The organism is Pseudomonas sp. KH_046_2 (genome assembly GCF_057838985.1).
In genome coordinates this window covers 5,898,060-5,923,693 of record NZ_CM174480.1, presented here as the reverse complement: position 1 = coordinate 5,923,693, position 25,634 = coordinate 5,898,060, and the positions used below count along the sequence as shown (strand labels likewise).

General features: G+C 59.8%; 30 protein-coding genes. 10 read left to right on the top strand and 20 right to left on the bottom strand.

Annotation, left to right across the window (positions count from 1 at the left end; translation table 11 throughout):
• Positions 1–77: 77 nt before the first annotated feature.
• From rsmD to AC3IX1_RS27020, 3 genes are read right to left on the bottom strand one after another with little or no spacing between them, the layout of a single operon-like run.
• Positions 78–677 carry a 16S rRNA (guanine(966)-N(2))-methyltransferase RsmD gene (gene rsmD / locus AC3IX1_RS27030; RefSeq protein WP_489386439.1) on the bottom strand — a complete coding sequence of 200 codons (600 nt, stop codon included), beginning with the start codon at positions 675–677 and terminating at the stop codon, positions 78–80.
• The gene (locus AC3IX1_RS27025) at positions 677–2,167 is read right to left on the bottom strand and encodes a M16 family metallopeptidase (protein WP_489386438.1); all 1,491 of its coding nucleotides are present in this window, start codon (positions 2,165–2,167) and stop codon (positions 677–679) included. Before AC3IX1_RS27025 ends, rsmD begins: the two co-directional genes overlap by 1 nt.
• Positions 2,160–3,515: a M16 family metallopeptidase gene (locus tag AC3IX1_RS27020; RefSeq protein WP_489386437.1), complete on the bottom strand. Its 1,356-nt coding sequence runs from the start codon at positions 3,513–3,515 to the stop codon at positions 2,160–2,162. The genes AC3IX1_RS27025 and AC3IX1_RS27020 overlap by 8 nt, the downstream gene beginning before the upstream one ends.
• A gap of 343 nt (positions 3,516–3,858) precedes the next feature.
• On the opposite strand from AC3IX1_RS27020, the gene ftsY reads away from it, so the two are divergent.
• The 4 genes from ftsY to rpoH all read left to right on the top strand — a co-directional run bounded on the left by ftsY (position 3,859) and on the right by rpoH (position 8,041).
• Complete coding sequence (gene ftsY, locus AC3IX1_RS27015; protein ID WP_489386436.1) at positions 3,859–5,379, top strand: signal recognition particle-docking protein FtsY; 1,521 nt, start codon at positions 3,859–3,861, stop codon at positions 5,377–5,379.
• Positions 5,376–6,047, top strand: a complete 672-nt coding sequence (ftsE, locus tag AC3IX1_RS27010; RefSeq protein WP_007975383.1) for a cell division ATP-binding protein FtsE — start codon at positions 5,376–5,378, stop codon at positions 6,045–6,047. The genes ftsY and ftsE overlap by 4 nt, the downstream gene beginning before the upstream one ends.
• A complete protein-coding gene (gene ftsX / locus AC3IX1_RS27005) occupies positions 6,044–7,066 on the top strand; it encodes a permease-like cell division protein FtsX (RefSeq protein WP_489386435.1) in 1,023 nt (340 codons plus the stop codon). Before ftsE ends, ftsX begins: the two co-directional genes overlap by 4 nt.
• Before the next feature lie 120 nt (positions 7,067–7,186).
• Positions 7,187–8,041, top strand: a complete 855-nt coding sequence (gene rpoH / locus AC3IX1_RS27000) for an RNA polymerase sigma factor RpoH (RefSeq protein WP_489386434.1) — start codon at positions 7,187–7,189, stop codon at positions 8,039–8,041.
• Positions 8,042–8,203: 162 nt separating this feature from the next.
• Here the strand turns inward: rpoH and mtgA are convergent, their stop codons facing one another.
• On the bottom strand, positions 8,204–8,926 hold the full coding sequence (gene mtgA / locus AC3IX1_RS26995) for a monofunctional biosynthetic peptidoglycan transglycosylase (RefSeq protein ID WP_489386433.1): 723 nt from the start codon (positions 8,924–8,926) through the stop codon (positions 8,204–8,206).
• Between the two features lie 74 nt (positions 8,927–9,000).
• Here mtgA and AC3IX1_RS26990 point away from each other — a divergent pair, with 74 nt between their 5' ends.
• The 4 genes from AC3IX1_RS26990 (at position 9,001) to trmB (ending at position 11,253) form a co-directional block, all read left to right on the top strand.
• On the top strand, positions 9,001–9,372 hold the full coding sequence (locus AC3IX1_RS26990; RefSeq protein ID WP_095944384.1) for a DUF423 domain-containing protein: 372 nt from the start codon (positions 9,001–9,003) through the stop codon (positions 9,370–9,372).
• A 90-nt stretch (positions 9,373–9,462) separates the two neighbouring features.
• Positions 9,463–9,663: a sulfur carrier protein ThiS gene (gene thiS / locus AC3IX1_RS26985; protein WP_162184594.1), complete on the top strand. Its 201-nt coding sequence runs from the start codon at positions 9,463–9,465 to the stop codon at positions 9,661–9,663.
• A 60-nt stretch (positions 9,664–9,723) separates the two neighbouring features.
• Positions 9,724–10,518, top strand: a complete 795-nt coding sequence (locus tag AC3IX1_RS26980) for a thiazole synthase (RefSeq protein WP_489386432.1) — start codon at positions 9,724–9,726, stop codon at positions 10,516–10,518.
• A gap of 9 nt (positions 10,519–10,527) precedes the next feature.
• The gene (trmB, locus tag AC3IX1_RS26975) at positions 10,528–11,253 is read left to right on the top strand and encodes a tRNA (guanosine(46)-N7)-methyltransferase TrmB (RefSeq protein WP_007975392.1); all 726 of its coding nucleotides are present in this window, start codon (positions 10,528–10,530) and stop codon (positions 11,251–11,253) included.
• 131 nt (positions 11,254–11,384) lie between these two features.
• Here the strand turns inward: trmB and AC3IX1_RS26970 are convergent, their stop codons facing one another.
• The 10 genes from AC3IX1_RS26970 to AC3IX1_RS26925 form a co-directional block, all read right to left on the bottom strand.
• Positions 11,385–11,708 carry a DUF3392 domain-containing protein gene (locus AC3IX1_RS26970; RefSeq protein ID WP_007987827.1) on the bottom strand — a complete coding sequence of 108 codons (324 nt, stop codon included), beginning with the start codon at positions 11,706–11,708 and terminating at the stop codon, positions 11,385–11,387.
• A 9-nt stretch (positions 11,709–11,717) separates the two neighbouring features.
• Positions 11,718–12,923 (bottom strand): radical SAM family heme chaperone HemW, encoded by a 1,206-nt coding sequence (hemW, locus tag AC3IX1_RS26965; RefSeq protein ID WP_489386431.1) that lies wholly within the window; start codon positions 12,921–12,923, stop codon positions 11,718–11,720.
• Positions 12,920–13,516, bottom strand: coding sequence for an RdgB/HAM1 family non-canonical purine NTP pyrophosphatase (rdgB, locus tag AC3IX1_RS26960; protein WP_489386430.1), 597 nt, complete (start codon positions 13,514–13,516; stop codon positions 12,920–12,922). Before rdgB ends, hemW begins: the two co-directional genes overlap by 4 nt.
• Positions 13,513–13,947 carry a DUF4426 domain-containing protein gene (locus AC3IX1_RS26955; RefSeq protein WP_489386429.1) on the bottom strand — a complete coding sequence of 145 codons (435 nt, stop codon included), beginning with the start codon at positions 13,945–13,947 and terminating at the stop codon, positions 13,513–13,515. Before AC3IX1_RS26955 ends, rdgB begins: the two co-directional genes overlap by 4 nt.
• Before the next feature lie 26 nt (positions 13,948–13,973).
• A complete protein-coding gene (metW, locus tag AC3IX1_RS26950; protein ID WP_338583685.1) occupies positions 13,974–14,594 on the bottom strand; it encodes a methionine biosynthesis protein MetW in 621 nt (206 codons plus the stop codon).
• A gap of 7 nt (positions 14,595–14,601) precedes the next feature.
• On the bottom strand, positions 14,602–15,741 hold the full coding sequence (metX, locus tag AC3IX1_RS26945; protein WP_489386428.1) for a homoserine O-succinyltransferase MetX: 1,140 nt from the start codon (positions 15,739–15,741) through the stop codon (positions 14,602–14,604).
• A 65-nt stretch (positions 15,742–15,806) separates the two neighbouring features.
• The gene (locus AC3IX1_RS26940) at positions 15,807–16,097 is read right to left on the bottom strand and encodes a DUF167 domain-containing protein (protein ID WP_489386427.1); all 291 of its coding nucleotides are present in this window, start codon (positions 16,095–16,097) and stop codon (positions 15,807–15,809) included.
• On the bottom strand, positions 16,097–16,684 hold the full coding sequence (locus tag AC3IX1_RS26935) for a YggT family protein (RefSeq protein WP_489386426.1): 588 nt from the start codon (positions 16,682–16,684) through the stop codon (positions 16,097–16,099). Before AC3IX1_RS26935 ends, AC3IX1_RS26940 begins: the two co-directional genes overlap by 1 nt.
• A 24-nt stretch (positions 16,685–16,708) precedes the next feature.
• Entirely contained in the window at positions 16,709–17,527 is an 819-nt protein-coding gene (gene proC, locus AC3IX1_RS26930) for a pyrroline-5-carboxylate reductase (protein WP_489386425.1), read from the bottom strand.
• A 35-nt stretch (positions 17,528–17,562) separates the two neighbouring features.
• Positions 17,563–18,261: a YggS family pyridoxal phosphate-dependent enzyme gene (locus AC3IX1_RS26925; RefSeq protein ID WP_489386424.1), complete on the bottom strand. Its 699-nt coding sequence runs from the start codon at positions 18,259–18,261 to the stop codon at positions 17,563–17,565.
• A gap of 56 nt (positions 18,262–18,317) precedes the next feature.
• Between AC3IX1_RS26925 and AC3IX1_RS26920 the strand changes: the two genes are divergently transcribed.
• Positions 18,318–19,352, top strand: a complete 1,035-nt coding sequence (locus AC3IX1_RS26920) for a type IV pilus twitching motility protein PilT (protein WP_489386423.1) — start codon at positions 18,318–18,320, stop codon at positions 19,350–19,352.
• 141 nt (positions 19,353–19,493) lie between these two features.
• Here the strand turns inward: AC3IX1_RS26920 and AC3IX1_RS26915 are convergent, their stop codons facing one another.
• On the bottom strand, positions 19,494–20,114 hold the full coding sequence (locus tag AC3IX1_RS26915) for a C40 family peptidase (RefSeq protein WP_489386422.1): 621 nt from the start codon (positions 20,112–20,114) through the stop codon (positions 19,494–19,496).
• 250 nt (positions 20,115–20,364) lie between these two features.
• Here AC3IX1_RS26915 and AC3IX1_RS26910 point away from each other — a divergent pair, with 250 nt between their 5' ends.
• Positions 20,365–20,784 (top strand): NINE protein, encoded by a 420-nt coding sequence (locus AC3IX1_RS26910; RefSeq protein ID WP_489386421.1) that lies wholly within the window; start codon positions 20,365–20,367, stop codon positions 20,782–20,784.
• Positions 20,785–20,880: 96 nt separating this feature from the next.
• On the opposite strand, the gene AC3IX1_RS26905 is transcribed toward AC3IX1_RS26910, so the two are convergent.
• The 5 genes from AC3IX1_RS26905 to pyrR form a co-directional block, all read right to left on the bottom strand.
• Positions 20,881–21,279: a hypothetical protein gene (locus tag AC3IX1_RS26905; protein ID WP_489386420.1), complete on the bottom strand. Its 399-nt coding sequence runs from the start codon at positions 21,277–21,279 to the stop codon at positions 20,881–20,883.
• Positions 21,280–21,329: 50 nt separating this feature from the next.
• Positions 21,330–22,319, bottom strand: a complete 990-nt coding sequence (locus tag AC3IX1_RS26900) for a lipid II-degrading bacteriocin (RefSeq protein ID WP_489386419.1) — start codon at positions 22,317–22,319, stop codon at positions 21,330–21,332.
• Positions 22,320–22,758: 439 nt separating this feature from the next.
• Positions 22,759–24,030: a dihydroorotase gene (locus AC3IX1_RS26895; RefSeq protein ID WP_489386418.1), complete on the bottom strand. Its 1,272-nt coding sequence runs from the start codon at positions 24,028–24,030 to the stop codon at positions 22,759–22,761.
• Positions 24,027–25,031 carry an aspartate carbamoyltransferase catalytic subunit gene (locus AC3IX1_RS26890; protein ID WP_007939362.1) on the bottom strand — a complete coding sequence of 335 codons (1,005 nt, stop codon included), beginning with the start codon at positions 25,029–25,031 and terminating at the stop codon, positions 24,027–24,029. Before AC3IX1_RS26890 ends, AC3IX1_RS26895 begins: the two co-directional genes overlap by 4 nt.
• Before the next feature lie 27 nt (positions 25,032–25,058).
• Positions 25,059–25,562 carry a bifunctional pyr operon transcriptional regulator/uracil phosphoribosyltransferase PyrR gene (pyrR, locus tag AC3IX1_RS26885; protein WP_489386417.1) on the bottom strand — a complete coding sequence of 168 codons (504 nt, stop codon included), beginning with the start codon at positions 25,560–25,562 and terminating at the stop codon, positions 25,059–25,061.
• Positions 25,563–25,634 lie beyond the last annotated feature (72 nt).

Genomic DNA, 25,634 nt, shown 5'->3' with positions numbered 1-25,634 from the left:
ATGATCCGAGAAGACGTCAGGCGGTAACTATGTAGTGCACCCCGCAACCGGCTTGGGGGCAGTCATCTCGCCGAATGTCAGGCGCTGCGTTGCCACAACGAGTAATACACGCGCCCGGATTTCTGCTCCCGGTGCAGGCGCCAGTTCTCCGGCAGGCCCAGGGTCGAAGGCGCGGACTCGCTTTCGGTGTACACCCAGGCGTCTTCGGCCAGCCATTGGCGCTCTTCGAGTAACTTGCAGACGGCGGGCAGCAGGTTCTGGTTGAACGGCGGATCGAGGAATACCAGGTCGTAGGCCGTTGCGGTCTGGGTTTCCAGGTAGCGCAGGGCATCGGCGGTCTGGACCTGGCCGTTGGTGCATCGCAGCGTCCCCAGGTGTTCCTTCAGGCTGGACACCGCGATGCTGCTGGCGTCCAGCGCCTGGCCCATGGCCGCGCCGCGGGACAGGGCTTCGAGGAACAGCGCGCCACTGCCGGTGAACGGGTCGAGCACCTTGGCGCCCGGCACGTAAGGCGCGAGCCAGTTGAACAGGGTTTCACGCACCCGGTCCGGCGTCGGACGCAGGCCCGGGGCGTCGGGAAAGCTCAGCTTCCGGCTGCGCCATTCGCCGCCAATGATGCGCAGCTGGTTCACGCCGTTGTGGACGTTGCGGGCAGTTTTTTTCGAATGAGTAGCCATTAATGCTCCGGAACCCCGAGCGGTTGCTCGGCAGGTTTATCAGTAGGGGCCGGTAACGGCTTTTGCGGCACGGTCGGGCCAGCGCTGACGATGACCATTTTGTCCGTGCTCAGGTGTTTGTTCATGGCGGCTTTGACCTGCTCGACGGTCAAGGCCTGGGACTGTTGCATGAAGTCTTCCAGGTGACTCAACGGCAGGTTATAGAAGCCAATGGCGCCTAGCTGACCGACGATATCGGCGTTGCTGGCGGTGGACAGCGGGAAGCTGCCGGCCAGTTCGCGCTTGGCGTCGTCGAGCTCTTTTTCGGTCGGGCCGGTTTCAAGATAGTCGGCCAGTACATCCTGCACCAGTTTCAGGGTGCCTTCACTCATCTCGGCGCGGGTTTGCAGGTTGATCATGAAAGGGCCACGCGCCTGCATCGGGGTAAAGCCCGAATACACGCCGTAAGTCAGGCCACGCTTCTCGCGCACTTCGCTCATCAAGCGGGTGCCGAAGCCGCCGCCACCGAGAATCTGGTTACCCATGGACAATGCTGCATAGTCCGGGTCGTCACGGTCGATGCCCAGTTGCGCGAGCATCAGGTTGGTCTGCTTGGACGGGAACTCGATATGGCCGACGCTGGCCTTGGGCTCGACGGCTTGCGCGATTTTCGGCAGGGCCGGGCCTTTTGGCAGGGCACTGGAAACCTGGGCGGCAATCGCTTCGGCTTCCGCGCGGGACAGGTCGCCGACCAGTGCGATCACCACGTTACCGGCCGCGTAGGCTTTCTCGTGGAAGGCACGTAGTTGTGCCTGGCTGATCGTCGGTACAGTTTTCGCCGTGCCGTCGCTGGCGTGTGCGTACGGGTGATCACCATACAAGCGGTTCATCAGTTCCAGGCTCGCCAGTTTGCCGGGGTTCTGTTTCTGGTATTCGAAACCGGCAAGCATCTGGTTCTTGATGCGGGCCAGCGAATTGGCAGGGAAAGTCGGCTTGCCGATGACTTCGGCGAACAGCTTCAGGGCCGGTTCGCGTTTGTCCTTGGCACTCAGGCTGCGCAGCGAAGCGATTGCCATGTCCTTATAAGCGCCGTTGCCGAAATCGGCGCCCAGGCCTTCGAAGCCCTGGGCAATGGCACCGACGTCTTTTCCGGCCACGCCTTCGTTGAGCATGGCGTTAGTCAACACCGCCACGCCCGGTGTATCGCCGTCCTGGCTGCTGCCGGCGGCGAAGATCAGGCGCATGTCGAACATCGGCAGCTCATGGGCTTCGACAAACAGCACCTTGGTGCCTTCGGCGGTGTTCCAGGTCTGCACATCCAGCTTGCGGTGTTCCGGTGCCTTGCCGTTGAGCTCGGTCAGCGATTGCAGTTTCTGGCTGGCCTTGGCCTTGTCCAGGGCTTCGCTGGCATTGGTTTCACCGGAGCGCGACAAATAGAACGCGGCGGAGCCGATAACGGCGACGGCGACCAGGCCGATCAGGGCCAGGCGGGAGGGTTTACGCTCACTCATGAGTCGTCTCCAGAGGCAGTACATGGGTGACGCTGAGACGTTCGCGGGTGAAATACAGCTTGGCGGCTTTCTGGATATCTTCCGGCGTGACGCTTTCCAGGTCGGCCAGTTCGGTGTCCATCAGTTTCCATGACAGGCCGACGGTTTCCAGTTGGCCGATGGCGGTGGCCTGGCTGGTGATCGAGTCGCGCTCGAAGACCAGACCGGCGATGACTTGTGCACGGACCCGTTCCAGTTCTTCGGCGGTTGGCGCAGTGGTTTTCAACTGATTGAGCAGCTTCCACAAACCGGCTTGCGCCTGGGCGATGGTCTTGTGTTTCTGCGAGTTTGGCGATGCCGACAGAGTGAAGAGGCTGTCGCCACGGGTGTAGGCGTCGTAACTCGACGAGCCGCCGGACACCAGTTCTTCTCCGCGCTCCAGTTGCGTCGGGATGCGTCCGCTGTAGCCGCCGTCGAGCAATGCCGAGATCAGGCGCAGGGCATTGACCAAACGCTTGTCTTCGGCGGTGGCGATGCTCGGCACGTTGAAGGCCAGCATCAGGCTAGGCAGTTGGGTCTGCACGTGCAGAGTGATCTGGCGCTCGCCCGGTTCGGCCAGTTCCAGCGGTTTTTTCGCCGCGGGCACTTCACGCTTGGCGATCGGGCCGAAATAGCGTTGGGCCAGGGTTTTGACTTCGTCCGGGGTAACATCGCCAACCACCACCAAGGTGGCGTTGTTGGGCACGTACCAGGTTTCGTACCAGTGGCGCAGTTCTTCGACTTTCATCCGCTCAAGGTCGGCCATCCAGCCGATGGTCGGCGTGTGATAGCCGCTGGCCGGGTAGGCCATGGCCTTGAAGCGTTCGTAGGCCTTGGACATCGGCTTGTCGTCGGTGCGCAGGCGACGTTCTTCCTTGATGACCTCGATTTCCTTGGCGAACTCGTCGGCCGGCAGACGCAGGCTGGCCATGCGGTCGGCTTCCAGCTCGAAGGCCACGCCCAGGCGATCCCGGGCCAGTACCTGGTAGTACGCGGTGAAGTCGTCGCTGGTGAAGGCGTTCTCTTCGGCGCCGAGGTCGCGCAGGATCAGCGAGGCTTCGCCGGGGCCAACCTTCTCGCTACCCTTGAACATCATGTGTTCCAGAGCATGGGACAGGCCGGTATTGCCCGGTGTCTCGTAGCTGGAGCCGACCTTGTACCAGACCTGGGAAACCACCACGGGCGCACGGTGGTCTTCACGCACGACCACCTTCAAGCCATTGTCGAGAGTGAATTCGTGGGTGGGTTGCGGGTCGGCAGCCAGGGCCGAAAGGGGCAGGCAAACTGTGCTGAGCAGCAGGCCTGCGGCGCGGCGGGCAAGAGCATTCATTCGTTTTCAAACCTTTGGGGCTGCCCGCTTGTTCTTAGCGTCAGCGGGCGAGAGGGTGCTAGGATACTGATCCGTTTTAGCGGCGGCCACGCCTATCAGGCCTTTATGCTTGATCAGGTTGAATGGGTTTGCGACGGAAGGTGGGTATTTATCAACTGAATTCCGCGTTTTCGCCGATTTTGTTGCTTTAGTCCTATGAGAAATCGATTCCTTGAGGCGCCGACGAGCACCTCGACAAAATGTTGCGCGTGAACAAGCTGGGTGAAACACAGTCTGTTCTGCATCGAATATTTATTTGCCGGGGCGCCATTGGCGCGTCGCTACCGTGAGATAGCCGTCCTCCATGTTTGGTTCCAACGACGACAAGAAGACCCCAGCTGCGGCTGGCGAGAAGAAAAGCCTGTTCGGATGGCTGCGCAAAAAGCCGCAGGAACCCGTCGTCGAACAGCCACAAGCCATTCCTGAACCAGCGCCGACGCCGGTCCTGGTAATAGAAGAAGCGACCGCACCGGCTGTTCTGCCGCTTGCCGAGCCGGTGCTGCAATCGCAGGCTGAAACTGTTGTTGAGCCTGTCAGCGAAGTTATCGAAGCGCCGCTGACCCCGATTGCCGAGCCATGGCTGACCTTGCCCGTGGCAGAGGAGCCGGTGGCATTGGTCGAAAATGACCTGGCCCCCCACGTGACCCCGCCGATTCCGGCCCCGGCAGCGTTTACGCCTGCACCGGTTCATGCGCCTGTGGTCGAACCGATTGTTGAACCAGTCGTCGTGGCCGAGCCTGTGCCCGTTGTCAGCCAGCCAGAGGTTCCGGTATTCGTTGCTCCGGTTGCTCCGGTTGCTCCGGTTGCTCAAGCACCTGCGCCCGCTTCGGTTCCTGAGCCGATCGCGGCGCCCGTCGAAGCCCTGGCGGAGCCGGTACGCACCGAAGAAACCAAAGCCGGTTTCTTCGCCCGCCTCAAGCAGGGGCTGTCCAAGACCAGCGCCAGTATCGGCGAAGGCATGGCCAGCCTGTTCCTGGGCAAAAAGGTTATTGATGACGAACTGCTCGAAGACCTCGAAACCCGTTTGCTGACCGCCGACGTTGGTGTCGAAGCCACCTCGGTGATCATTCAGCGTCTGACGCAGAAGGTTGCGCGCAAGGAGCTGGCCGACGCCGACGCTCTGTACAAATCCCTGCAAGCCGAGCTGGCGGCGATGCTCAAGCCTGTCGAGCAGCCGCTGAAAATCACCTCGCAGAACAAACCGTTCGTGATTCTGGTTGTCGGCGTCAACGGTGCCGGCAAGACCACTACCATCGGTAAGCTGGCGAAGAAACTGCAGCTGGAAGGCAAGAAAGTCATGCTCGCCGCTGGCGACACTTTCCGTGCCGCGGCGGTGGAGCAATTGCAGGTCTGGGGTGAGCGCAACAAGATCCCGGTGATCGCGCAGCACACTGGCGCCGACTCGGCCTCGGTGATCTTCGATGCCGTGCAGGCCGCCAAGGCCCGTGGCATTGATGTGCTGATCGCCGACACCGCCGGCCGCCTGCACACCAAAGACAACCTGATGGAAGAGCTGAAAAAGGTTCGCCGGGTGATCGGCAAGCTCGACGCCGACGCACCTCACGAAGTGCTGTTGGTGCTTGACGCTGGCACCGGCCAGAACGCCATCAACCAGGCCAAGCAATTCAACCAGACCGTCGAACTGACTGGCCTGGCGCTGACCAAGCTCGACGGCACCGCCAAAGGCGGGGTGATTTTCGCCCTGGCCAAGCAATTCGGCCTGCCGATCCGCTACATTGGCGTCGGCGAAGGCATCGACGATTTGCGTACCTTTGAAGCAGAACCCTTTGTCCAGGCATTGTTTGCCGAGCGGGAGCGTTCATGATTCGTTTCGAACAGGTCGGTAAGCGCTACCCGAACGGTCACGTCGGCTTGCATGAGCTGAGCTTTCGAGTCCGTCGTGGCGAGTTCTTGTTTGTCACCGGCCATTCCGGCGCCGGTAAGTCCACGCTGTTGCGCCTGTTGCTGGCGATGGAGCGCCCGACCAGCGGCAAGTTGCTGCTCGCCGGGCAAGACCTGAGCACCATCAGCAATGCGCAGATTCCTTTCTTGCGTCGGCAGATCGGCGTGGTGTTCCAGAATCACCAGTTGCTGTTCGATCGCACGGTGTTCAATAACGTCGCGTTGCCTTTGCAGATCCTGGGCCTGTCCAAGGCCGAAATCGCCAAGCGCGTGGATTCGGCACTGGAGCGCGTGGCGCTGTCGGATAAAACCGACTTGTACCCGGGCGACCTGTCCACCGGTCAGCAGCAGCGCGTCGGCATCGCCCGCGCCATCGTTCACCGTCCGGCCTTGCTGCTGGCGGATGAACCGACCGGTAACCTCGACCCGCGCCTGGCCGCCGAGATCATGGGTGTGTTCGAAGACATCAATCGCCTGGGCACCAGCGTGCTGATCGCCAGTCACGACCTGGCCCTGATCGCCCGCATGCGCCACCGCATGCTGACGCTGCAACGCGGTCGATTGATCGGTGACGGGGAGGCCGCGGTATGAGTGCAACACGTAGCCCCAAGGTTTCCGAGCGTGTGGCCCCGAAGGCCGCCGATTCGCAGCCGCAAAAGAAAAAACACGATGATGACGACGGGCCGGACTTTGCCACGTTGTTCCGCGCCTGGATCGAAAGCCATCGCGCCAGTCTGGTGGACAGCCTGCGCCGCCTGGGCAAGCAGCCCATCGGCAGTTTTTTCACCTGCATGGTGATGGCGGTAGCCCTGAGTTTGCCCATGGGGCTGTCACTTTTGCTAAGTAACGTCGAGCGCCTGGGTGGTTCCTGGCAGCGCGCGGCGCAGATTTCCCTGTATCTGGACCTTGAGGCCAAACCAGCCGAAGGCGAATCGCTGCGCGATCAGATCAAGGGCATGCCTGGCGTCGCCGATGCCGAATATGTTGGCCGGGATCAGGCGCTGGAAGAGTTCCAGCAACAGTCCGGGCTGGGCGAGGCGCTCAAGGAATTGCCGGAGAACCCGCTGCCGGGCGTGGTCCTGGTGACGCCGACCGAAGTCGACAAGCCGGCCCTTGAAGCATTAAGACAAAAACTATCCGAGCTACCGAAGGTACAACAGGCGCAACTTGATTTAGTCTGGGTCGAGCGTCTGGCAGCCATCCTCAAGCTGGGTGACCGTTTTGTCTTCGGTCTGACCGTGCTTCTGGTTTCTGCATTACTTTTGGTGATAGGCAATACCATTCGTCTTCATATTGAAAACCGCCGCACAGAGATAGAAGTGATTAAACTGGTCGGCGGCACTGACAGCTATGTACGCAGGCCCTTTCTGTATATGGGCGCGCTGTATGGCTTCGGTGCGGGGATTCTGTCCTGGGGTGTACTGGCGTTCGGCCTTGATTGGCTGAACGACGCGGTGGTGGGGCTGGCCGGTTTGTACGGCAGTGATTTTGCGTTGGCTGGAGTGCCAGTTGCCGACGGTCTGTCTCTCTTGCTTGGCGCGGTGCTGTTGGGGTATATCGGTGCATGGATTGCAGTCGCACGCCACCTGAGGGAGCTTGCGCCTAAGTAGTATCATTTTGCTCGTATTGACCTTTCAGCGTTTTTGGGTTTTAGGGAACTTGTCTTTCGGTTTCCGGTCAATTTTCGCAGTGCTGAACTGCACGAGTTTGTAAGTCGGAGGTTTTTTCGTATGACCAATTCTTTGCAACCTGCATATGCTCTGGTCCCGGGTGCGAACCTGGAGGCCTATGTGCACACCGTCAACAGCATTCCATTGCTGTCGCCGGAGCAGGAGCGTGAACTGGCCGAGAGTCTCTATTATGAGCAGGATTTGGGGGCGGCTCGGCAGATGGTGCTCGCCCACCTGCGTTTTGTCGTACATATCGCCCGTAGTTATTCCGGCTACGGCCTGGCCCAGGCTGACCTGATCCAGGAAGGCAACGTCGGCCTGATGAAGGCCGTGAAGCGTTTCAACCCGGAAATGGGCGTGCGCCTGGTGTCCTTTGCCGTGCACTGGATCAAGGCGGAAATCCACGAGTTCATCCTGCGCAACTGGCGCATCGTGAAAGTCGCGACCACCAAGGCCCAGCGCAAGTTGTTCTTCAACCTGCGCGGCCAGAAGAAGCGTCTGGCCTGGCTGAACAACGAGGAAGTCCATCGCGTAGCGGAAAGCCTGGGTGTAGAGCCTCGGGAAGTGCGCGAGATGGAAAGCCGCCTGACTGGCCATGACATGGCCTTCGACCCGGCTGCCGAAGCGGACGACGACAGTGCATTCCAGTCGCCGGCCAACTATCTGGAAGACCACCGGTACGACCCGGCCCGTCAACTGGAAGATGCCGACTGGAGCGACAACTCCAACCACAACCTGCACGAAGCGCTGGAAGTGCTGGACGACCGCAGTCGTGACATCCTCTACCAGCGCTGGCTGGCGGAAGAAAAAGCCACGCTGCACGACCTGGCGCAGAAGTACAACGTATCGGCCGAGCGTATTCGTCAGCTTGAGAAGAGCGCTATGAACAAGCTCAAGGTGTCGATTGCCGCGTAAGCGCTGTACAGGCAATAAAAAACGCCGCGGTCATTGATCCTGTGGGAGCGAGCTTGCTCGCGATGAGGTCCGAACATTCAATATAAAAGTTGAATGTCAGGCCGTCATCGCGGGCAAGCCCGCTCCCACAGTGGTTTTCAGGGTCTGAAGAATTGTGATCGGTTATTGGGCCCAAGGCGCCCGGCGCGAATCGTTCAGCCCGAGCAGATAGCTGTCCCCGCCCAGTTGGCTCATCTGTCGCCGAATCCAGCCTGCACGTCGCGCCACGTAAGCGGTCGGATGGCTCGCACTCCACACACGAGGATTGGGCAATACGGCGGCCAACAAGCTCGATTGCTGGCGGCTGAGGTTCTTGGCGCTCACACCAAAATGATGCCGAGCCGCTGCTTCAGCGCCAAACACGCCGTCATCCCACTCGACACTGTTGAGGTACACCTCAAGAATCCGCTGCTTGGGCCAGAGCACTTCGATCAGTCCGGTGAACCAGGCTTCCAGGCCTTTGCGTAGCCAGCTGCGGCCAGACCACAGGAACAGGTTTTTCGAGACTTGCTGGCTGAGGGTGCTGGCGCCACGGATCGAACCGCCGCGTTCGTTATGGGCAAACGCCGCCTGAATCGCGCCGATATCGAAGCCCCAGTGCTCCGGGAATTTCTGGTCTTCGCCGGCAATTACCGCGACTTTCAGGTCATCGGAGATCTCGTCCCAGGGTTTCCAGGTCCGTTGCAGGTCGATGGGTTCGCCGTCGAACCAGGATTCGATCTTGCGCTCGACCATCAGCGTCGTCCCCGGTGGCGGCACCACGCGAAAGATCAGCACCAGCAATACGCTGCCACCCATGAACCAGAGTACGGCCTTGGTGAAAAGACGGAAATAGATACGCAGCATAGAGATGGCTTGGCCGAACCCGTTGAGCGGGCCATTATACAGACCCTTTGGATCGAAACTGACTGGAGTTCTGCATGCTGCGTGGCTTTCTGATGCTGGCCGCTTTTTTCGGCTTCACCGGTGTCGGCCTCGGGGCCTTTGCCGCCCATGGCCTGAAGAGCCGCCTGAGCGCCGAGTATCTGGCGATCTTCCATACCGGCGTCACCTATCAACTGGTGCACGCCCTGGCGTTGCTCGGTGTCGCAGCGCTGGCCACGCAAATTCCCGGTCGACTCGCCACCTGGGCCGCTGCGTCGTTTGCCATCGGTATCCTGCTGTTCTCCGGCAGCCTGTATGTATTGACGCTGACGGGCATCAGCAAGCTCGGCATCATCACTCCGTTCGGTGGCCTGGCCTTTCTGGTGGGCTGGTTTTGCCTCGGGCTTGCCGCCTGGCGCCTGAGCTGACTTAACGGTCCATTTCATGACGAATGGCTTGGGTCGGCCTGACTGATCGGGCTAGAATGCCAGCCCCTAAAAATGATGGCGGCATCCGGCATGCGCATTCAGTTGAACGGCGAATCCCTTGAACTGCCCGACGGTGAAACCGTTGCGGCCCTGCTGACCCGTCTGGACCTGACCGGACGCCGGGTGGCGGTCGAACTCAATCTGGATATCGTCCCGCGCAGTCAACATGCGGACACCGCGTTGAACGACGGCGACAACGTCGAAGTGGTGCACGCCATCGGCGGCGGCTAGCAGCCTCGGCCCAGTGGCCACAGAATTCTGCAAGTACCTCACCCCTACAGAGGATTTCCCATGAGCATCGTTCGCAGCGACAAGCCTTTCGTCCTGGCCGGTCGTACTTACCAGTCGCGTTTGCTGGTCGGTACCGGCAAGTACCGTGACATGGAAGAAACCCGCCTGGCCATCGAAGCCTCGGGCGCCGAGATCGTCACCTTCGCCGTGCGCCGCACCAACCTTGGCCAGATCGAGGGCGAGCCGAACCTGCTCGAAGTGCTGTCGCCGGATCGCTACACCTTCCTGCCGAACACCGCCGGTTGCTACGACGCCATCGAAGCCGTGCGCACCTGCCGCCTGGCCCGTGAACTGCTCGACGGCCACAACCTGGTGAAGCTGGAAGTGCTGGCTGACCAGAAAACCCTGTTCCCCAACGTGATCGAAACCCTCAAGGCCGCCGAAACGCTGGTCAAGGAAGGCTTCGACGTGATGGTCTACACCAGTGATGATCCGATCATCGCCCGTCAATTGGCGGAAATCGGCTGTATCGCGGTGATGCCGCTGGCCGGTCTGATCGGCTCCGGTCTGGGGATCTGCAATCCGTACAACCTGCAGATCATCCTCGAAGAAGCCAGGATTCCAGTATTGGTGGATGCCGGCGTCGGTACCGCTTCCGACGCCACCATCGCCATGGAACTGGGCTGCGACGCGGTGCTGATGAACTCGGCCATCGCCCATGCCCAACAGCCGGTCATGATGGCTGAAGCCATGAAACATGCGATCGTCGCAGGCCGCCTGGCTTACCTCGCCGGCCGCATGCCAAAAAAACTCTATGCCAGCGCCTCTTCGCCGCTGGATGGTCTGATCAAGTAAGAGCCATTGATGACTGAATCGAACGACACGCCAATCCAGACGGAAGAAGGCGACGAGCGCCAACACCGCCGCATCAAGAGTTTCGTGATGCGCGCCGGGCGCATGACCGAAGGCCAGCAAAAGGGCCTGGAGCAGGGCACTCCGCTGTTCGTACTGCCGCTGGCCGACGCGCCGGTGGATTTCGACCAGGTGTTCGGTCGCTCGGCGCCGCGCTCGCTGGAAATCGGTTTCGGCATGGGCCATTCGCTGCTGGAAATGGCAGCGGCTGCGCCGGATCAGGATTTCATCGGCGTCGAAGTGCACCGTCCGGGTGTCGGGGCGCTGCTCAATGGCGTGTTGACCCAGGGTTTGACCAACCTGCGGGTCTACGATTGCGATGCCATCGAAGTGCTCAACCGCTGCGTGGCCGACAACAGCCTTGATCGCCTGATGCTGTTTTTCCCGGACCCATGGCACAAGAGCCGTCACCACAAGCGTCGTATCGTTCAGGCGTCCTTCGCTGAGCTGGTGCGCAGCAAGTTGAAAGTCGGCGGCATTCTGCACATGGCCACCGACTGGGAACCGTACGCCGAGTACATGCTGGAAGTGATGAACGTTGCGCCGGGTTACCGCAACCTCGCCGAAGACGGCAAGTGCGTGCCGCGCCCAGCCGAGCGCCCGATCACCAAGTTCGAACGCCGTGGCGAGCGTCTTGGGCATGGCGTGTGGGATTTGAAGTTCGAGAAGCAGTCTTAAGACTTACACAGTAAAAAATGTGGGAGCGGGCTTGCTCGCGAAAGCGGTGTGTCATTCAGCATTTATGTCGACTGACACGGCTTCTTCGCGAGCAAGCCCGCTCCCACAGTTGTTTTAGGGTGTGGCTGAGATTAGCGGCGGTCAGCGACTACGCCAATCAACACCAGCACCACCAGCAACACCGGCGCCAGGCTGTAGTTGTTGAACTGGCTCAAGCCGCGCACGACCCACGGTGTGGCGTAGATCAGCGCCGCGCCGCTGCCGATCATGCACAGCAGGGACATCAGCGGCACGCGCAAGGCGCCGGCGATGCTGCCCAGGCGCTGCTCGACCCAGCCTTTGAAATCCGCACCAAACAGCACCAGCAGGCAGCCCACCAGGGCCAGGGCGATTTCCGAGAGGTTGCTGCGGCTCCAGCGAGACACGGTGGCAAGCAGGTCGAGTACCAAATCCATTCGATTTCCTTATGTCAGAAATTTCTGCAGCAAGTCGTTGAGGAAGAGTTGTCCGCGCATCGTGGCTACCAGACGTGACGGTTCGACCTGCAACAGGCCGCTTTGTTCGGCTTCACGGCGGCCTTCAGCAAGGCTTTCCAGCGTCATGCCGGTACGTTCCGGGTACAGCCGTGATTCGACGCCTTCAGTCAGGCGCAGCGCGTTCATCAGGAATTCGAACGGCATTTCATCGTTGCCCAGCGCTTTCTCGCCAGCCAGGAAGCTCTTCGCCGGATTCAGGTAATCCTTCGGCAGGCGGGTCTTCCAGGTGCGAATAATGCGCCCGTCCGGATGGCTGAGCTTGCCGTGGGCGCCGGCGCCGATGCCGATGAAGTCGCCAAAACTCCAGTAATTGAGGTTGTGGCGCGCCGGGCGAGCGGGCAGGGCATAGGCCGAGACTTCGTATTGCGCGTAGCCGTGTTCGGCCAGCAGCGCTTGCCCGGCTTCCTGAATGTCCCACAGCGTGTCGTCTTCCGGCAGCGTCGGCGGCTGGTTCCAGAACACCGTGTTCGGTTCCAGGGTCAGTTGATACCACGACAGGTGTGTCGGCTTCAGGGCAATGGCTGTGCGCAGGTCGGCCAGGGCATCGTCCAGGGACTGATTCGGCAAGCCATGCATCAAGTCCAGGTTGAAGTTGTCGAACCCGGCCTGCCGCGCCATGCCGGCGGCGCGTACGGCTTCGTCGCCATTGTGGATGCGGCCCAAAGCCTGGAGTTTTTCTTGCTGAAAACTCTGGATGCCGATCGACAGGCGATTGATGCCCAGTTTCCTGTAAGCCACGAACTTGTCTTGCTCGAACGTCCCCGGATTGGCTTCCAGCGTGATTTCGATGTCGCTGGCAAACGGGATGCGCTGTTCGACGCCTTTGAGCAAGCGACCCAGTGAGTCAGCGCTGAACAGGCTTGGCGTGCCGCCACCGAAGAAAATCGAGCTCAGCTCGCGACCATAGACGGCGTGCAGGTCCTGATCGAGATCGGCCAGCAATGCGTCGACATACTCTTCTTCCGGCAGCACGGGGCTGGCGGTGTGGGAGTTGAAGTCGCAATAAGGGCATTTGCGCACGCACCACGGGATGTGGATGTACAGCGCCAGGGGCGGCAGCACGGGCAGGGCCGCCCGAGGCGATTGAGCGTCGCCGCCGAAGATCAGCGGCGACGCGGATGATTCACGGGTCATTTCAAGCCCAGACGCTGGCGCAGCAGATCCATTGCACGGGCGCGGTGGCTGATCTGGTTTTTGTCGCCAGGGCTCAGTTCGGCACTGGAGCAATCGCGCTCCGGCACCCAGAACAGCGGGTCGTAGCCAAAACCGTGTTCGCCACTGGCCTGGGTCAGGATTCGCCCGTGCCACAAACCCTCACAGAGGATCGGCAGCGGATCATCGGCGTGGCGCACCAGTGCCAGCACGCACACGAACTGCGCGCCACGTTCGGCTTCAGGCACGTCTTTCAACACGTTGAGCAGCTTGGCGTTGTTCGCCGCATCGCCCTTGCCGTCTGCATAACGCGCCGAGTAGATGCCTGGCGCACCGCCAAGGAAATCCACCGCCAGCCCGGAATCGTCGGCCAGCGCCGGCAGGCCGGAAATGCGCGCGGCATTGCGGGCCTTGAGAATGGCGTTCTCGACGAACGACAAACCAGTCTCTTCGGGCTCGACGCTGCTGAACTCGCCGATCGAGCGCAGATGCACCGACTCGCCGAGCATGGCCTGGAGTTCCTTGAGTTTGCCGGCGTTATGGCTGGCCAGTACGAGTTGCGTGAAGTTGATCATTGGCCAGGGAAGAGCTCTTGGTTGAAATTGATGGTGTTGATCTTGTCGCCGGTCTGCACCTTGATGTTGAAGGTGCGGATTTCCTGCTGTGGTACCGGGTATTGGGCGATGTAGTAGATCGCTCCTTGCTCGGTGACTTGTTTGAAGTTCAGTGTATAGCTTTGGCTGGTCAGGTCTTTGACGGTGCCGCTGACCTCGGCCGCCATCGGCGTGCCGGCCTTGATCACCGAAATGTTGATCACGCCCTGATCCTTGCTGCGCGTCAGCTGGGCGGCCTTGGCAACGTCCGGTAGCAGGTAGGTGGAGTTGAAGGTGTTGTAGTGCACCGTTACGTCACCGAAGGTTTCCTTGCGTTCGCTCTTGATGGCGTCGGCAGCCATGGCGGTGACGCTCAGGCAGACAGTGAGTAGAAACAACGCTAGACGACCCATGATCGTTCTCCTTGAAATAGGGTGGATCAGACTGCGACCTTGTGGTCGGCAAGTCCCGGGCTGCTGACCCGGTAGATGCCGATCTCACCTAACAGATTAGGCCATAGCTTGCTGGCCCACCCGTGCCGATGTTGTTGATCCACGGCCAGCCGATCAATGACCTTCGCTTCACGTTCGCGACACAAGGCTTCAAAGTCGGCGAAGGTGCAGAAGTGAATGTTCGGCGTGTTGTACCAGGTGTACGGCAGGAACTCGGAAACCGGCATACGGCCCTTGCTCGCCAGGTACCAGCGGCAGCGCCAGTGGCCGAAATTCGGGAAAGTGATGATGCACTGACGGCCGACGCGCAGCATTTCCTCGAGGATCCTGTCCGGGTAGTGCACCGCTTGCAGCGCCTGGGTCATGACCACGACATCGAAACTGTTGCTGGCAAAGTTGCCCAGGCCCTTGTCCAGGTCCTGTTCGATGACGTTGATGCCCTTGGCCACGCACTCGGCGATGTTGTCGGCGTCGTTTTCCAGGCCATAACCGGTGACTTGCTTGTTGTCGCGCAGCCAGGTCAGCAGTTCGCCATCGCCGCACCCGAGGTCGAGCACGCGGCTGCCGGCGGGGATCCATTCCTGGATGATTTCCAGATCAGCTCTCATGGCTTTCTCACAACGTAATGCGGTTCATGTAATTGCCGAATGCCTGCAGGTAGCGCGGGATCGGAATCAGGAAGGCGTCGTGGCCTTGCGGAGCGTCGATCTCGAGGTAGCAGACGTTCTTGCGCGCGGCCATCAGCGCATCCACCAGTTCCCGCGATCGGGCAGGGGAGAAGCGCCAGTCGGTGGTGAACGACATCACGCAGAACTTGGCTTTGGCACCTTCAAAGGTTTTCGCCAGGTTATCGTCGAAGTTCGCCGCCGGATCGAAGTAATCGAGCGCTTTGGTCATCAACAGGTACGTGTTGGCGTCGAAGCGTCCGGAAAACTCTTCGCCCTGATAGCGCAGGTAGCTTTCCACCTGGAATTCGACGCTGTGGAAGTCGTAGTTGAGCTTCTCGCTCTTGAGCCCGCGGCCGAATTTCTCGCCCATGGAGTCGTCGGACAGGTAGGTGATGTGCCCGACCATCCGCGCCAGCATCAGGCCGCGCTTGGGGATCACGTTGTGTTCCTGGAACGAACCGCCGTGGAATTCCGGGTCGGTGAGGATCGCCTGGCGCGCCACTTCGTTGAACGCGATGTTCTGTGCCGACAGCTTGGGTGCCGAGGCGATGGCCAGACAATGACGAATGCGGTCGGGGTAGGTGATGCTCCATTGCATCGCCTGCATGCCGCCGAGGCTGCCGCCGATCACGGCCGCGAACTGGGCGATGCCGAGGCGATCGGCCAGGCGCGCCTGGCTGTGCACCCAGTCTTCCACGGTCAATACCGGAAAGTCGGCGCCGAACGGCTTGCCGGTGTCCGGATTGATGCTGCTCGGGCCGGTGGAGCCGTTGCAGCCGCCGAGGTTGTTCAGGCTGACCACGAAGAACTTGCTGGTGTCGATCGGCTTGCCGGGGCCGATGCAGCTGTCCCACCAACCGGGTTTGCGGTCGTCGGCGCTGTGGTAGCCGGCTGCGTGGTGGTGACCGGACAGGGCGTGGCAGATCAGCACGGCGTTGCTCGCCGTGGCGTTGAGCGTGCCGTAGGTTTCGTAAATCAGGTCATAGGCCGGGAGCGAACGACCGCAGGCCAACGCCAGGGGTTCGCTGAAGTGCGCCACTTGCGGCGTCACCAGACCAACAGAATCGGGGGGGAAGGCAGCTGGCATCGACCCTGCTCTCATTGAAATGAGGCGTAAGTCTAAAGACCGCTGCCAATAGCAGCAAGCGACGATCAGGGGCGGGTCAGATCAGGCAAATTCGGCAGCTTCTTCGGCGAACAGATCCGCACCCGTTTCTGTCGGTTCAACTCGCCACTGATCAGGCTGACCTGGCTCTTGGACACGCCAAAGGCCTTGGCCAGAAACGCCATCAGGTATGCGTTGGCCTTGCCCTCGACCGGTGGCGCGGTCAGGCGGATCTTCAGGCGATCGCCGTGCAGCCCGCAGAAATCATCGCTGCGGGCGGCCGGTTGAAGGTGACATTCCAGAATCAGGTCATCACCGTCCCAGCGGTAGTAGCTCATCAGATCAGGCCGAGCAGACCCTGCGGCATGAGCGCATAGTACGCAAGGCGCGGGATCAGCCAGCTTTGCAGCAACTGGATCACGATGAATGCGAAGATCGGCGAAACATCGAGGCCGCCCAGGTTCGGGATGATTCGACGGAACGGCGCGAGAACGGGCTCAGTGATCTGGCCGACCAACTCAGCCCCCGGATTGTGGCTGCCTGGGGCGACCCAGGACAGAATCACGCTGATGATCATCGCGTAGAACAGCACATTCAAAAACAGCGAGAACAGGGCGATCACCGACCATGGCGCCAACAGCAGCCAGTTCACCTCAAAGCCTTTGAGGGTGAGGATGACCGCCATCAGCAGCATCTGCACGATCAACGCCAGCACCAGCGACGACATGTCCAGTCCGAACATGCTCGGGATCACCCGGCGCAGTGGCTTGAGCAGCGGTTGGGTGGCTTTGACAATGAACTGGCAGAGCGGGTTGTAAAAATTCGCCCGGACCAGTTGCAGGATGAAGCGCAGCAGCACGATAAGCAGGTACAGGCTGCCCAAGGTTTTAATGATGAAAACGGCAGCGTCATTGAGTCCTAGCATTATTGAATCCTTTGTAAGAGCTGATTAGCGGCCAAGTTGCTCAGCCATCTCGGCCGAGCGGTGTGCGGCGGCGCCGAGTGCTTTTTCGACCAGGGCTTCAAAGCCATTGGCCTGGAACGACTTGATTGCAGCTTCCGTGGTGCCCGCGGGCGAAGTGACTCGGCGGCGCAACTCGGCCGCGTCGACGTCGCTGGAGACGGCCATGTGCGCGGCGCCCAAGGCCGTTTGCAAGGTCAGTTGCGCGGCGATGTCCGCCGGCAGACCGAGTTTCACGCCGGCGGCGGTCATGGCTTCGATCAGCAGGAAGAAATACGCCGGGCCCGAGCCGGAAACGGCGGTGACGGCATCCAGTTGCTGCTCTTCATTCAGCCACAAGGCGATACCGACCGCTGACAACAGCTCCTGGGCCTGCTGACGCTGTTCGGCTGACACTTCGGCTGTTGCGAACAGGCCGCTCGCGCCCTGACGCACCAGCGCCGGGGTGTTAGGCATGCAGCGCACGATTGGCTGGGCGCCGAGCCAGTTGTTCATGCTGGCGCAGGTGATGCCCGCGGCAATCGAAACCACCAGTTGATTGGGCTTGAGGCTTGGGCGCAGAGTTTCGCACACGGCTTTCATCGCCTGCGGCTTGACCGCCAGCACGACGACGTCGGCGCCATCGATGGCTTGGGCGTTGTCGGCAAAGGTTTCGATGCCGTGTTCAGCACTCACGCGGGCGCGGGTTTCTTCGCCCGGATCGCTGGCGCGGATCTGTGCGGCTTCCAGACCTTTGGCCCGCAGGCCACCGATCAGGCTGGCGGCCATGTTGCCGGCACCGATAAAGGCAATACGCGTCTTGCTCATGTCAGGTCCTTATAAAGAGAAGAGTCAGCCATGCCTTATGGCTGGCCATGCATTTGTGAAGAGCCGCGAGCGCCGAACAGGGCCGTACCAATACGCACCCAAGTGGCGCCTTGGGCGATGGCCGATTCGAGATCGTGGCTCATGCCCATGGAAAGTGTGTCGAGCGGCAGGTTCAGGCTGGCTTGCAGGCTTTGCACGGCCGCGAACGCGGCATCCTGGGCGGCGCGGTCTTCAGTCGGCTCCGGGATTGCCATCAACCCGCGCAGTTTCAGGCGCGGCAGGTTGCTGATGGCGTTGGCCAGGGCCGGCAGGTCGGCCGGGGTGCAGCCGGATTTGCTGGCTTCACCGCTGACATTGACCTGAATGCAGATGTTCAGGGGCGGCAAATCAGCGGGACGTTGTTCGGACAGGCGTTGTGCGATTTTCAGACGATCCACGGAATGCACCCAGTCGAAGTGCTCGGCGATAGCACGAGTCTTGTTCGATTGAATGGGGCCGATGAAGTGCCAGATCAAGGGCAGGTCGGCCAGTTCCAGCTGTTTACTCAGCGCTTCTTGCAGGTAATTCTCGCCAAAGTCGCGCAGGCCGGCGGCGTAGGCTTCACGCAGGTCTTGAGCGGGTTTGGTCTTGCTCACAGCCAGCAACTGGACGCTGTTTTCGGCGCGGTTCGCGGCAAGTGTTGCGGCATGTATGCGCGAACTAACCTGAAGAATGTTGTCTGCTATGGTGGACATCAAGAGGCGCCAGCGGTCTGAAGGTTCGCGGCATTCTACTGGAATTGAGAGGCGCTATGGATATCACTGAGCTGTTGGCATTCAGCGCCAAACAGGGGGCATCCGACCTGCACCTGTCCGCCGGCCTGCCGCCGATGATTCGCGTCGACGGCGATGTGCGGCGCATCAACCTGCCGCCCCTGGATCACCAGCAGGTGCAGGCGCTCATCCATGCGATCATGAATGACGCCCAGCGGGTGGATTTCGAAAAGTATCTGGAAACCGACTTTTCCTTCGACGTGCCCGGCGTGGCGCGCTTTCGGGTCAATGTGTTCAACCAGAACCGTGGCGCGGGTGCCGTGTTTCGCACCATCCCGTCAAAAGTGCAGAGCATGGACGAACTGGGCATGGGCGACGTGTTCCACAAGATGACCGACGCTCCCCGTGGCCTAGTGCTGGTGACCGGTCCAACCGGTTCCGGCAAATCCACCACGCTCGCGGCGATGATCGATTACCTCAATACCCATCGTCATCACCACATCCTCACCATCGAAGACCCCATCGAGTTCGTTCACGAATCGCGCAAATGCCTGATCAACCAGCGTGAAGTCCATCGCGATACCCGCAGTTTCGCCACCGCCTTGCGCTCGGCACTGCGGGAAGACCCGGATGTGATCCTGGTGGGGGAGTTGCGCGACCTGGAGACCATTCGCCTGGCGTTGACCGCGGCCGAAACCGGCAATCTGGTGTTCGGCACGCTGCACACCACGTCGGCGGCGAAAACCATCGACCGGGTGGTCGACGTGTTTCCGGGGGACGAAAAGTCGATGGTGCGCTCGATGCTCTCCGAATCGCTACTGGCGGTGGTGTCCCAGACCCTGGTGAAGAAAATCGGCGGCGGACGCATCGCGGCCCACGAGATCATGCTGGGGACGTCGGCGATCCGGAACCTGATCCGCGAGGACAAGGTGGCGCAGATGTACTCGGCGATTCAGTCGGGAGGGTCGTTGGGGATGCAGACGCTGGATATGAGCTTGAAGGACCTGGTGTCCAAGGGTTTGGTCAGTCGTGACCATGCGCAGGAGAAGGCGCGGTCACCGGATAGCTTCTGAGGATTACGATGTTACCTGTGGCGAGGGAGCTTGCTCCCGCTGGGTTGCGAAGCAGCCCCAAAAAACCGGGAGCGCTACGCACTCCAGCGGGAGCAAGCCCCCTCGCCACAAGTGCTCCCCTTCAGAGAGGGGGCACTGAAATCAGCGCTGAACAACCCGCAACGCATTCTGCTCTTTCGGCAGAACCCGCTTGGCAACCACGTAGTGGTTCTCCCAGTACGGTTTCTTCAAAGTGTCGATGCTCACCGACTTGCCACGACGTGGCGCGTGGATGAAACGGTCGTTGCCCAGATAAATGGCAACGTGATTGACCCGACGGCTCTTGATGTTGAAGAAAATCAGGTCGCCCGGCTTCAGGTCGTTGCGATCGACTTTCTCCCCATGACCGCTGGCCATGGCGTTGGAGGTGCGTGGCAGGTCGAACGTGGCGTCGTTGAACGCGTATTTCACCAGGCCGCTGCAATCGAAGCCTTTGCTTGGGCTGCTGCCGCCCCAACGATAGGGAGTGCCAAGGACGTTCACGGCGCGGCTCAGCACGTCGCTGCTTTCCTTGGTGCCCATCGGTGGAACCAGGCCGCTTTTGTTGCTGGCCAGGCTCGGAGCGTATTTGGCGGATTTTTTGTCTTTGCTCGAGGGAGCAGAAACATGGGATTTTGGGGTGTAACCATTAACGTTAGGAAGACGTTGCTCACGATTGGTGGCGTGGGCGGCCAGTGGCATCAAAAGGCAAATGGTTAGCCATGTCTTGAAAAATGAACGCATTAGGCAAGGCTCTTAATAAGTGGCGCGCAACTTTATAACAGCTTTTTTGCCGCTTCCGAGGCCGTTGGTCGATTCAACCTGGGGGGCAATGGTGGCAAAAAAGAGGCAAAATGGCGCAATTGTCGGACAGGAGTCCGGTGTTACAAGGCTTTGACGGGAGTGAAGGTAGCATCTGCCATACGTCGGGTGCCTGTAAAAAAGTCACAAAGAAATGAAGAATATTTATCTATCGTGGGAATCGAGGTCATTCATGAACCCCTATCAACAGGCTGTCCAGCAGCAAGACACCCACAGCAAAGTGATCGGGTACCTGCTGTGGATTTTCGGTTTTACCGGCGCTCACCGCTTCTATTACGGCAAGCCGGTGACCGGGACGATTTGGTTCTTCACCCTCGGTTTGCTGGGGATCGGCTGGCTGATCGACCTTTTCCTGATCCCGGCGATGGATCGCGAGGCGGACCTGCGATTTACCGCGGGCCCCATCGAATACAACGTGGCGTGGATCCTGCTGACGTTTCTTGGTGTGTTCGGCGTGCACCGGATGTATCAGGGGAAATGGATCAGTGGGTTGCTGTACCTGGTGACGGGAGGGCTGTTCTTTATTGGCGTGCTGTATGACTTCTGGACGTTGAATGACCAAGTGTCGGTGCGCAATGCGCAGAGTCGTTGATTTCTGCGGCGAGGGGGGCAGGCCCTCTCGCCGCAGGGTTTTACGTCTGGTGACTGATCCAGCTATCTGCCTGCTTGAGTTACAGCCTATGAGTGGTTACTGAAATGCTTTCAGTAATTGAAGTTGAAGCGTTAAAAATGCCATTGTGCTGAAGCTGTAGAAGATTGAAATGATGAAGTGGTTTGGGGTGGCCCAGTAATTTATGCTGTCGGCGAGAATCGCAAGCGATGCAATTGCAATTATTAATGCTGATATTTTTATTAAGGTTGAATTGGTGAGGCGGGTTTTTCTGTATAAAAATATTTGCATTAGGTGAAATATGAATAACACTAAGTCCGCAATCAGGATTGCACCTATTGGTATTCCGATTGAGTCTCGATCTATGTCGTAAATGCCTGTGCTCAAATTTTTTTCTATGGTAAATATTGCTACGCTGGAAGTGATCGCTAAAAGTAAAGGGTAGATGTAGTTCAGGTGTTTGTAGAGAGTCTTCATGTGGGCTCTTCTTGAGTGCAGTCGATAGTTGAAAACTCTAACGGATTTATCTAGTGCAGATCCGGCTGGAAGCCAGTTCCAGTTAGCCTTATTTTGTGCTCTCCTGTTATGTCGATTTCATAATCCGTTCCTGAGAATACCCTGCCTGCTGTGGTTAAAATCTCGAGTAGTGTTGATCTGTTGCTTTCGTTGAAGTCGTATAAGTCAGTATAGGCTTTTGCAGTTCCTTCAAAAATCCAGGAGCTGTTTTCTTCTCTTGTAAAATCTCCTTCGATTTTCAATGTTATTCGCCCTAGATAATGTCCTGTGATTTTGCTGTCGTCATTAGTTTCGTAAGGTACTTTTGGATCAGATAAATAGTACCTTCCGGACTCTCTGGTACTGGCGATGGTGTTGGCTAACAGCGGGATTTCACTTGCCTTTACGTTGAGACCTATGTTGTTTATGTCGACTCGCAGCTTCTCTCCATTTCCCCATAGGTAGTGAGCAAATGCTTTGACAGCGCTAAATGTTCCCCCTGATAGCTCGGTTGTTTGTGTTTCATACTTGATATTGTACAGGCTTGTCGATGCTACTTTGATCAGGGCGTCTAGGTTGCTTAGTTTTTGTTGCGCTGCGAAGGTGTCGGCAAGACTGAAATTTACGAGTTTGTTTTTGAAATAGGCATGAGTAACGATCGAAGAGCTGTTTAGTAGGTAGTTGTCACTCTCCGTGATTTTCCAAAGGTCTTGAATGGCGCCGAGGGCGTCGTTGTTAATTGCTCTGCCCACCATTTGCAACTCATAGGTAAAGGCTTTTATACCGCTTTTCATTTCTAGCCAATCATGGAACATATCCATTTCGGCTGGGGAGATGACGGGGCCGTCGCACAGTGGCAGTGAGTAAGTTTGCCCGTCGTTGGTGATGATGGCTTCACCTGCGCCCTGCCAATCTGCAGTCCCATAGGTTCCCCAAGTAAACCCAGGATTAACTGTGAAGCCGCCTGAGTTCCCCGTTGTTCCTTTCGTCACGATAGGAGGTAGAGTAAGTCCATTTTTCATGTGTTGCTCCTTATTAGTGCTTTGTGTTCATGGTGTTTGTAGTGATGTTTCCTTGTGCTGTTTTTATGCTAGATGATAGACGTTGAATCCGCATTCAATAACTTTGTAGGATGTTTCTGTGTGTTGCGAAGTTCTTTTCGCACAAATGATGATGAGTCAGAAATTTCTGTTCATTGGATAGGTTTATTCGCCATCGCTTGTAGAGATGTACTTGATGCGGATGTGCTGTTAGGGGAGAGGCAGTGGATGACGGAGGAGGGGGGAGGAGGGCTGTATGACGTCTGGATGCTTAATGATCAGGTCTCTGTTCGCAATACGCAGAACAGAGGCGCCTTCTAAGACGCCATCGTCGGAACGCCGCCCGGGGCAAGCCCGCTCCCACAGGGTTCATCTCAATCCTGTGGGAGCGGGCTTGCCCGCGAATGCAGGCGACGCGAAGTTACGCCTGGTGGCTAATGCGCCCATCCACCAGGGTGTAACGCACCACACCCGGCAGGCTGTGGCCAATGAACGGGCAGTTTTCGCCCTTGGACAGCCAGCTTTCACCCGCCACGGTCGAGGCCGCAGGGTCGAACAGCACGATGTCCGCCGCGCCACCCACCGCCAGTTTGCCTGCCGGCAGGCGCAAGGCCTCGGCAGGGCCGGCGCTCAGGCGCTTGAGCAGTGTCGGCAGGTCCAGCAAGCCGTCTTCGACCAGGGTCATCGCCAGTGGCAATAGCAGTTCAACGCTGCTGATGCCCGGCTCGGTCGCGCCGAATGGTGCCAGTTTGGCGTCACGCTCATGGGGTTGGTGATGGCTGGAGATTGCCGAGATCACGCCGGATTTCACCGCTGCGCGCAGGCCCTCGCGGTCGGCGCGGGTGCGTAGCGGCGGCTGGACGTGATACAGGCTGCTGAAGTCGATCAGGGCTTCGTCGGTCAGGATCAGCTGGTACAGGGCGACATCCGCGGTCACTTTCAGGCCCCGGGCCTGGGCCTGGGCGATCAGCTCCACACCGCGTGCGCTGGTGAGCTGGCTGAAGTGCGCGCGCACGCCGGTCTGTTCAACCAGCAACAGATCCCGGGCCAGGGCGACGGTCTCGGCACTTTCCGGAATGCCCGGCAAGCCCAGGAAGCTGGCGGTCGGCCCTTCGTGAGCCAGACCACCTTCGGCCAGGTCGTAATCCTGGGAGTTGAAAATCACCGTCAGGTCGAAAGTCGCTGCGTAGTCCAGTGCCCGGCACAGAGTGCGGGTGTTGCGGAAACTTTCCAGGCCGTTGCCGAAGGCCACGCAACCGGCATCGCGCAGAGCCACGAGCTCTGCCAGTTGTTCACCGTCCAGGCCTTTGCTCAGGGCGCCAATCGGGAAGACTTTGGTGTTACCGGCCTCACGGGCGCGGTCGAGGATCAGTTCGGCCACCGCCGAGGTGTCCAGCACCGGTTTGGTCTTTGGCGGGCAGCACAGGCTGGTCACGCCGCCAGCTGCCGCTGCGCGGGTTTCGCTGACAATCGAGCCTTTGCGGCTGTAACCCGGCTCACGCAGGGCAACGTTGAGGTCGACCAGGCCGGGAGCGGCCACCAGGCCTTTGGCGTCGATCGTGTCGACGGCGACAAAGCCGGCTGGCGCAGCGCCAAGGGCGACGACTTTGCAGGCTTCAATGTGGATATCGGTTACTTGATCCAGGCCACTGGCCGGATCGATCACGCGGGCGCCGAGAATGCTGAGCTTCACTGGGCGTTCTCCTGCTCGAATTGGCGTTGTGCAGTCTGCCCGCTCATGGCCATGGACAGTACTGCCATACGAATGGCGATCCCGTAGGTCACCTGGTTGAGGATCACCGAATGCGGGCCGTCGGCCACCGCCGATTCGATTTCCACGCCACGGTTGATCGGCCCCGGGTGCATCACGATGGCATCGGGCTTGGCGCCGGCCAGGCGCGCGGTGGTCAGGCCGAACAGGCGGTAGAACTCGCCCTCGCTCGGCAACAGGCCGCCGGTCATGCGTTCACGCTGCAGGCGCAACATGATCACCACATCGACGTCTTTCAGGCCTTCGGTCATGTCGGTGTAGACCTTCACGCCGTATTGCTCGATGCCGATCGGCAGCAGGGTCTTCGGCGCAATCACGCGGATGTCCGGGCAACCGAGGGTTTTCAGGGCCAGCATGTTTGAGCGCGCGACCCGCGAGTGCAGGATGTCGCCAACGATGGCCACCGAAAGGTTTTCGAATCCGCCCTTGTGCCGACGGATGGTCAGCATGTCGAGCATGCCTTGGGTCGGGTGCGCATGACGGCCGTCACCGCCGTTGATGATCGCCACCTGTGGGCAGACATGTTCGGCGATGAAGTGCGCGGCACCCGAATCACCGTGGCGCACGACGAACATGTCGGCGGCCATGGCTTCCAGGTTGCGCAGAGTGTCGAGCAGGGTTTCGCCCTTGCTCGCCGACGACGTGGACACGTTGAGGGTGATCACGTCCGCCGAGAGCCGCTGGGCCGCCAGTTCGAAGGTGGTGCGGGTGCGGGTCGAGTTCTCGAAGAACACGTTGCACACAGTCTTGCCGCGCAGCAGCGGGACTTTCTTCACGGCCCGGGCGCCGACTTCGAGGAAGGAATCGGCGGTGTCGAGGATTTCCGTCAACAGCTCCCGGCGCAAACCGTCGAGCGAGAGGAAATGGCGCAGCTGGCCCTGGTCATTGAGCTGCAGCGGGCGCTTGGTTTCTAGAGGCGTCATCGCAAGGGGGACTCTCAATAGGGCGAATTAAAGGGCGAGGTCTTGCAGTTCGAGCGCGAGCTCGGGGCCGGACAGCTTCACCCGTTCGTGGGCCGCCAGCGACAGGGTCGCGCCAACCACGTTCGGGCGGATCGGCAGTTCGCCGGCGTCCAGGTCCAGCAGGCACACCAGCGTCACGCTGGCCGGGCGGCCGTAGTCGAACAGTTCGTTCATGGCGGCGCGGATGGTCCGGCCGCTCATCAGCACATCGTCGATCAGCACCAGGTGCTGGCCTTCGATCTCGAACGGCAGCGCCGAAGGGCGAACCTGTGGGTGCAGGCCGTTCTGGCTGAAATCGTCGCGGTAGAAGGATACGTCCAGAGTGCCGAGGGGCTCATTGCTGCCCAGCTCCTTGAGCAGGGCCTGGGCCACCCAGACGCCGCCGGTACGGATGCCGATGAAGCGCGGGTCGCTGATGCCTCGTTTGGCCAGATAGGCGTCAAGTCGGGTCGCCATCTGGCTGATCAGTTCGGCGGGATTGGGCAGGCTCATGGTTGCTCCTTCTTGGGCCCGAGCCAGCCTGTGCGGGAAGTGGCTCGGGTTGTAGCTAAGAGAGACGCACAG

Excerpts from the sequence above, each read along its gene's own strand:
- ftsY (WP_489386436.1), top strand. The coding sequence starts at position 3,859 with ATGTTTGGTTCCAACGACGACAAGAAGACCCCAGCTGCGGCTGGCGAG.
- AC3IX1_RS26935 (WP_489386426.1), bottom strand. The coding sequence starts at position 16,684 with ATGCTAGGACTCAATGACGCTGCCGTTTTCATCATTAAAACCTTGGGC.
- proC (WP_489386425.1), bottom strand. The coding sequence starts at position 17,527 with ATGAGCAAGACGCGTATTGCCTTTATCGGTGCCGGCAACATGGCCGCC.
- AC3IX1_RS26980 (WP_489386432.1), top strand. The coding sequence starts at position 9,724 with ATGAGCATCGTTCGCAGCGACAAGCCTTTCGTCCTGGCCGGTCGTACT.
- AC3IX1_RS26900 (WP_489386419.1), bottom strand. The coding sequence starts at position 22,319 with ATGAAAAATGGACTTACTCTACCTCCTATCGTGACGAAAGGAACAACG.
- metX (WP_489386428.1), bottom strand. The coding sequence starts at position 15,741 with ATGCCAGCTGCCTTCCCCCCCGATTCTGTTGGTCTGGTGACGCCGCAA.
- ftsX (WP_489386435.1), top strand. The coding sequence starts at position 6,044 with ATGAGTGCAACACGTAGCCCCAAGGTTTCCGAGCGTGTGGCCCCGAAG.
- AC3IX1_RS26955 (WP_489386429.1), bottom strand. The coding sequence starts at position 13,947 with ATGGGTCGTCTAGCGTTGTTTCTACTCACTGTCTGCCTGAGCGTCACC.
- metW (WP_338583685.1), bottom strand. The coding sequence starts at position 14,594 with ATGAGAGCTGATCTGGAAATCATCCAGGAATGGATCCCCGCCGGCAGC.
- hemW (WP_489386431.1), bottom strand. The coding sequence starts at position 12,923 with ATGACCCGTGAATCATCCGCGTCGCCGCTGATCTTCGGCGGCGACGCT.
- AC3IX1_RS26920 (WP_489386423.1), top strand. The coding sequence starts at position 18,318 with ATGGATATCACTGAGCTGTTGGCATTCAGCGCCAAACAGGGGGCATCC.
- AC3IX1_RS26990 (WP_095944384.1), top strand. The coding sequence starts at position 9,001 with ATGCTGCGTGGCTTTCTGATGCTGGCCGCTTTTTTCGGCTTCACCGGT.
- rpoH (WP_489386434.1), top strand. The coding sequence starts at position 7,187 with ATGACCAATTCTTTGCAACCTGCATATGCTCTGGTCCCGGGTGCGAAC.
- trmB (WP_007975392.1), top strand. The coding sequence starts at position 10,528 with ATGACTGAATCGAACGACACGCCAATCCAGACGGAAGAAGGCGACGAG.
- mtgA (WP_489386433.1), bottom strand. The coding sequence starts at position 8,926 with ATGCTGCGTATCTATTTCCGTCTTTTCACCAAGGCCGTACTCTGGTTC.
- AC3IX1_RS27020 (WP_489386437.1), bottom strand. The coding sequence starts at position 3,515 with ATGAATGCTCTTGCCCGCCGCGCCGCAGGCCTGCTGCTCAGCACAGTT.
- AC3IX1_RS26890 (WP_007939362.1), bottom strand. The coding sequence starts at position 25,031 with ATGACGCCTCTAGAAACCAAGCGCCCGCTGCAGCTCAATGACCAGGGC.
- pyrR (WP_489386417.1), bottom strand. The coding sequence starts at position 25,562 with ATGAGCCTGCCCAATCCCGCCGAACTGATCAGCCAGATGGCGACCCGA.
- AC3IX1_RS26915 (WP_489386422.1), bottom strand. The coding sequence starts at position 20,114 with ATGCGTTCATTTTTCAAGACATGGCTAACCATTTGCCTTTTGATGCCA.
- thiS (WP_162184594.1), top strand. The coding sequence starts at position 9,463 with ATGCGCATTCAGTTGAACGGCGAATCCCTTGAACTGCCCGACGGTGAA.
- AC3IX1_RS26925 (WP_489386424.1), bottom strand. The coding sequence starts at position 18,261 with ATGTCCACCATAGCAGACAACATTCTTCAGGTTAGTTCGCGCATACAT.
- rdgB (WP_489386430.1), bottom strand. The coding sequence starts at position 13,516 with ATGATCAACTTCACGCAACTCGTACTGGCCAGCCATAACGCCGGCAAA.
- AC3IX1_RS26970 (WP_007987827.1), bottom strand. The coding sequence starts at position 11,708 with ATGGATTTGGTACTCGACCTGCTTGCCACCGTGTCTCGCTGGAGCCGC.
- AC3IX1_RS26910 (WP_489386421.1), top strand. The coding sequence starts at position 20,365 with ATGAACCCCTATCAACAGGCTGTCCAGCAGCAAGACACCCACAGCAAA.
- AC3IX1_RS26940 (WP_489386427.1), bottom strand. The coding sequence starts at position 16,097 with ATGAGCTACTACCGCTGGGACGGTGATGACCTGATTCTGGAATGTCAC.
- AC3IX1_RS26905 (WP_489386420.1), bottom strand. The coding sequence starts at position 21,279 with ATGAAGACTCTCTACAAACACCTGAACTACATCTACCCTTTACTTTTA.
- AC3IX1_RS27025 (WP_489386438.1), bottom strand. The coding sequence starts at position 2,167 with ATGAGTGAGCGTAAACCCTCCCGCCTGGCCCTGATCGGCCTGGTCGCC.
- rsmD (WP_489386439.1), bottom strand. The coding sequence starts at position 677 with ATGGCTACTCATTCGAAAAAAACTGCCCGCAACGTCCACAACGGCGTG.
- ftsE (WP_007975383.1), top strand. The coding sequence starts at position 5,376 with ATGATTCGTTTCGAACAGGTCGGTAAGCGCTACCCGAACGGTCACGTC.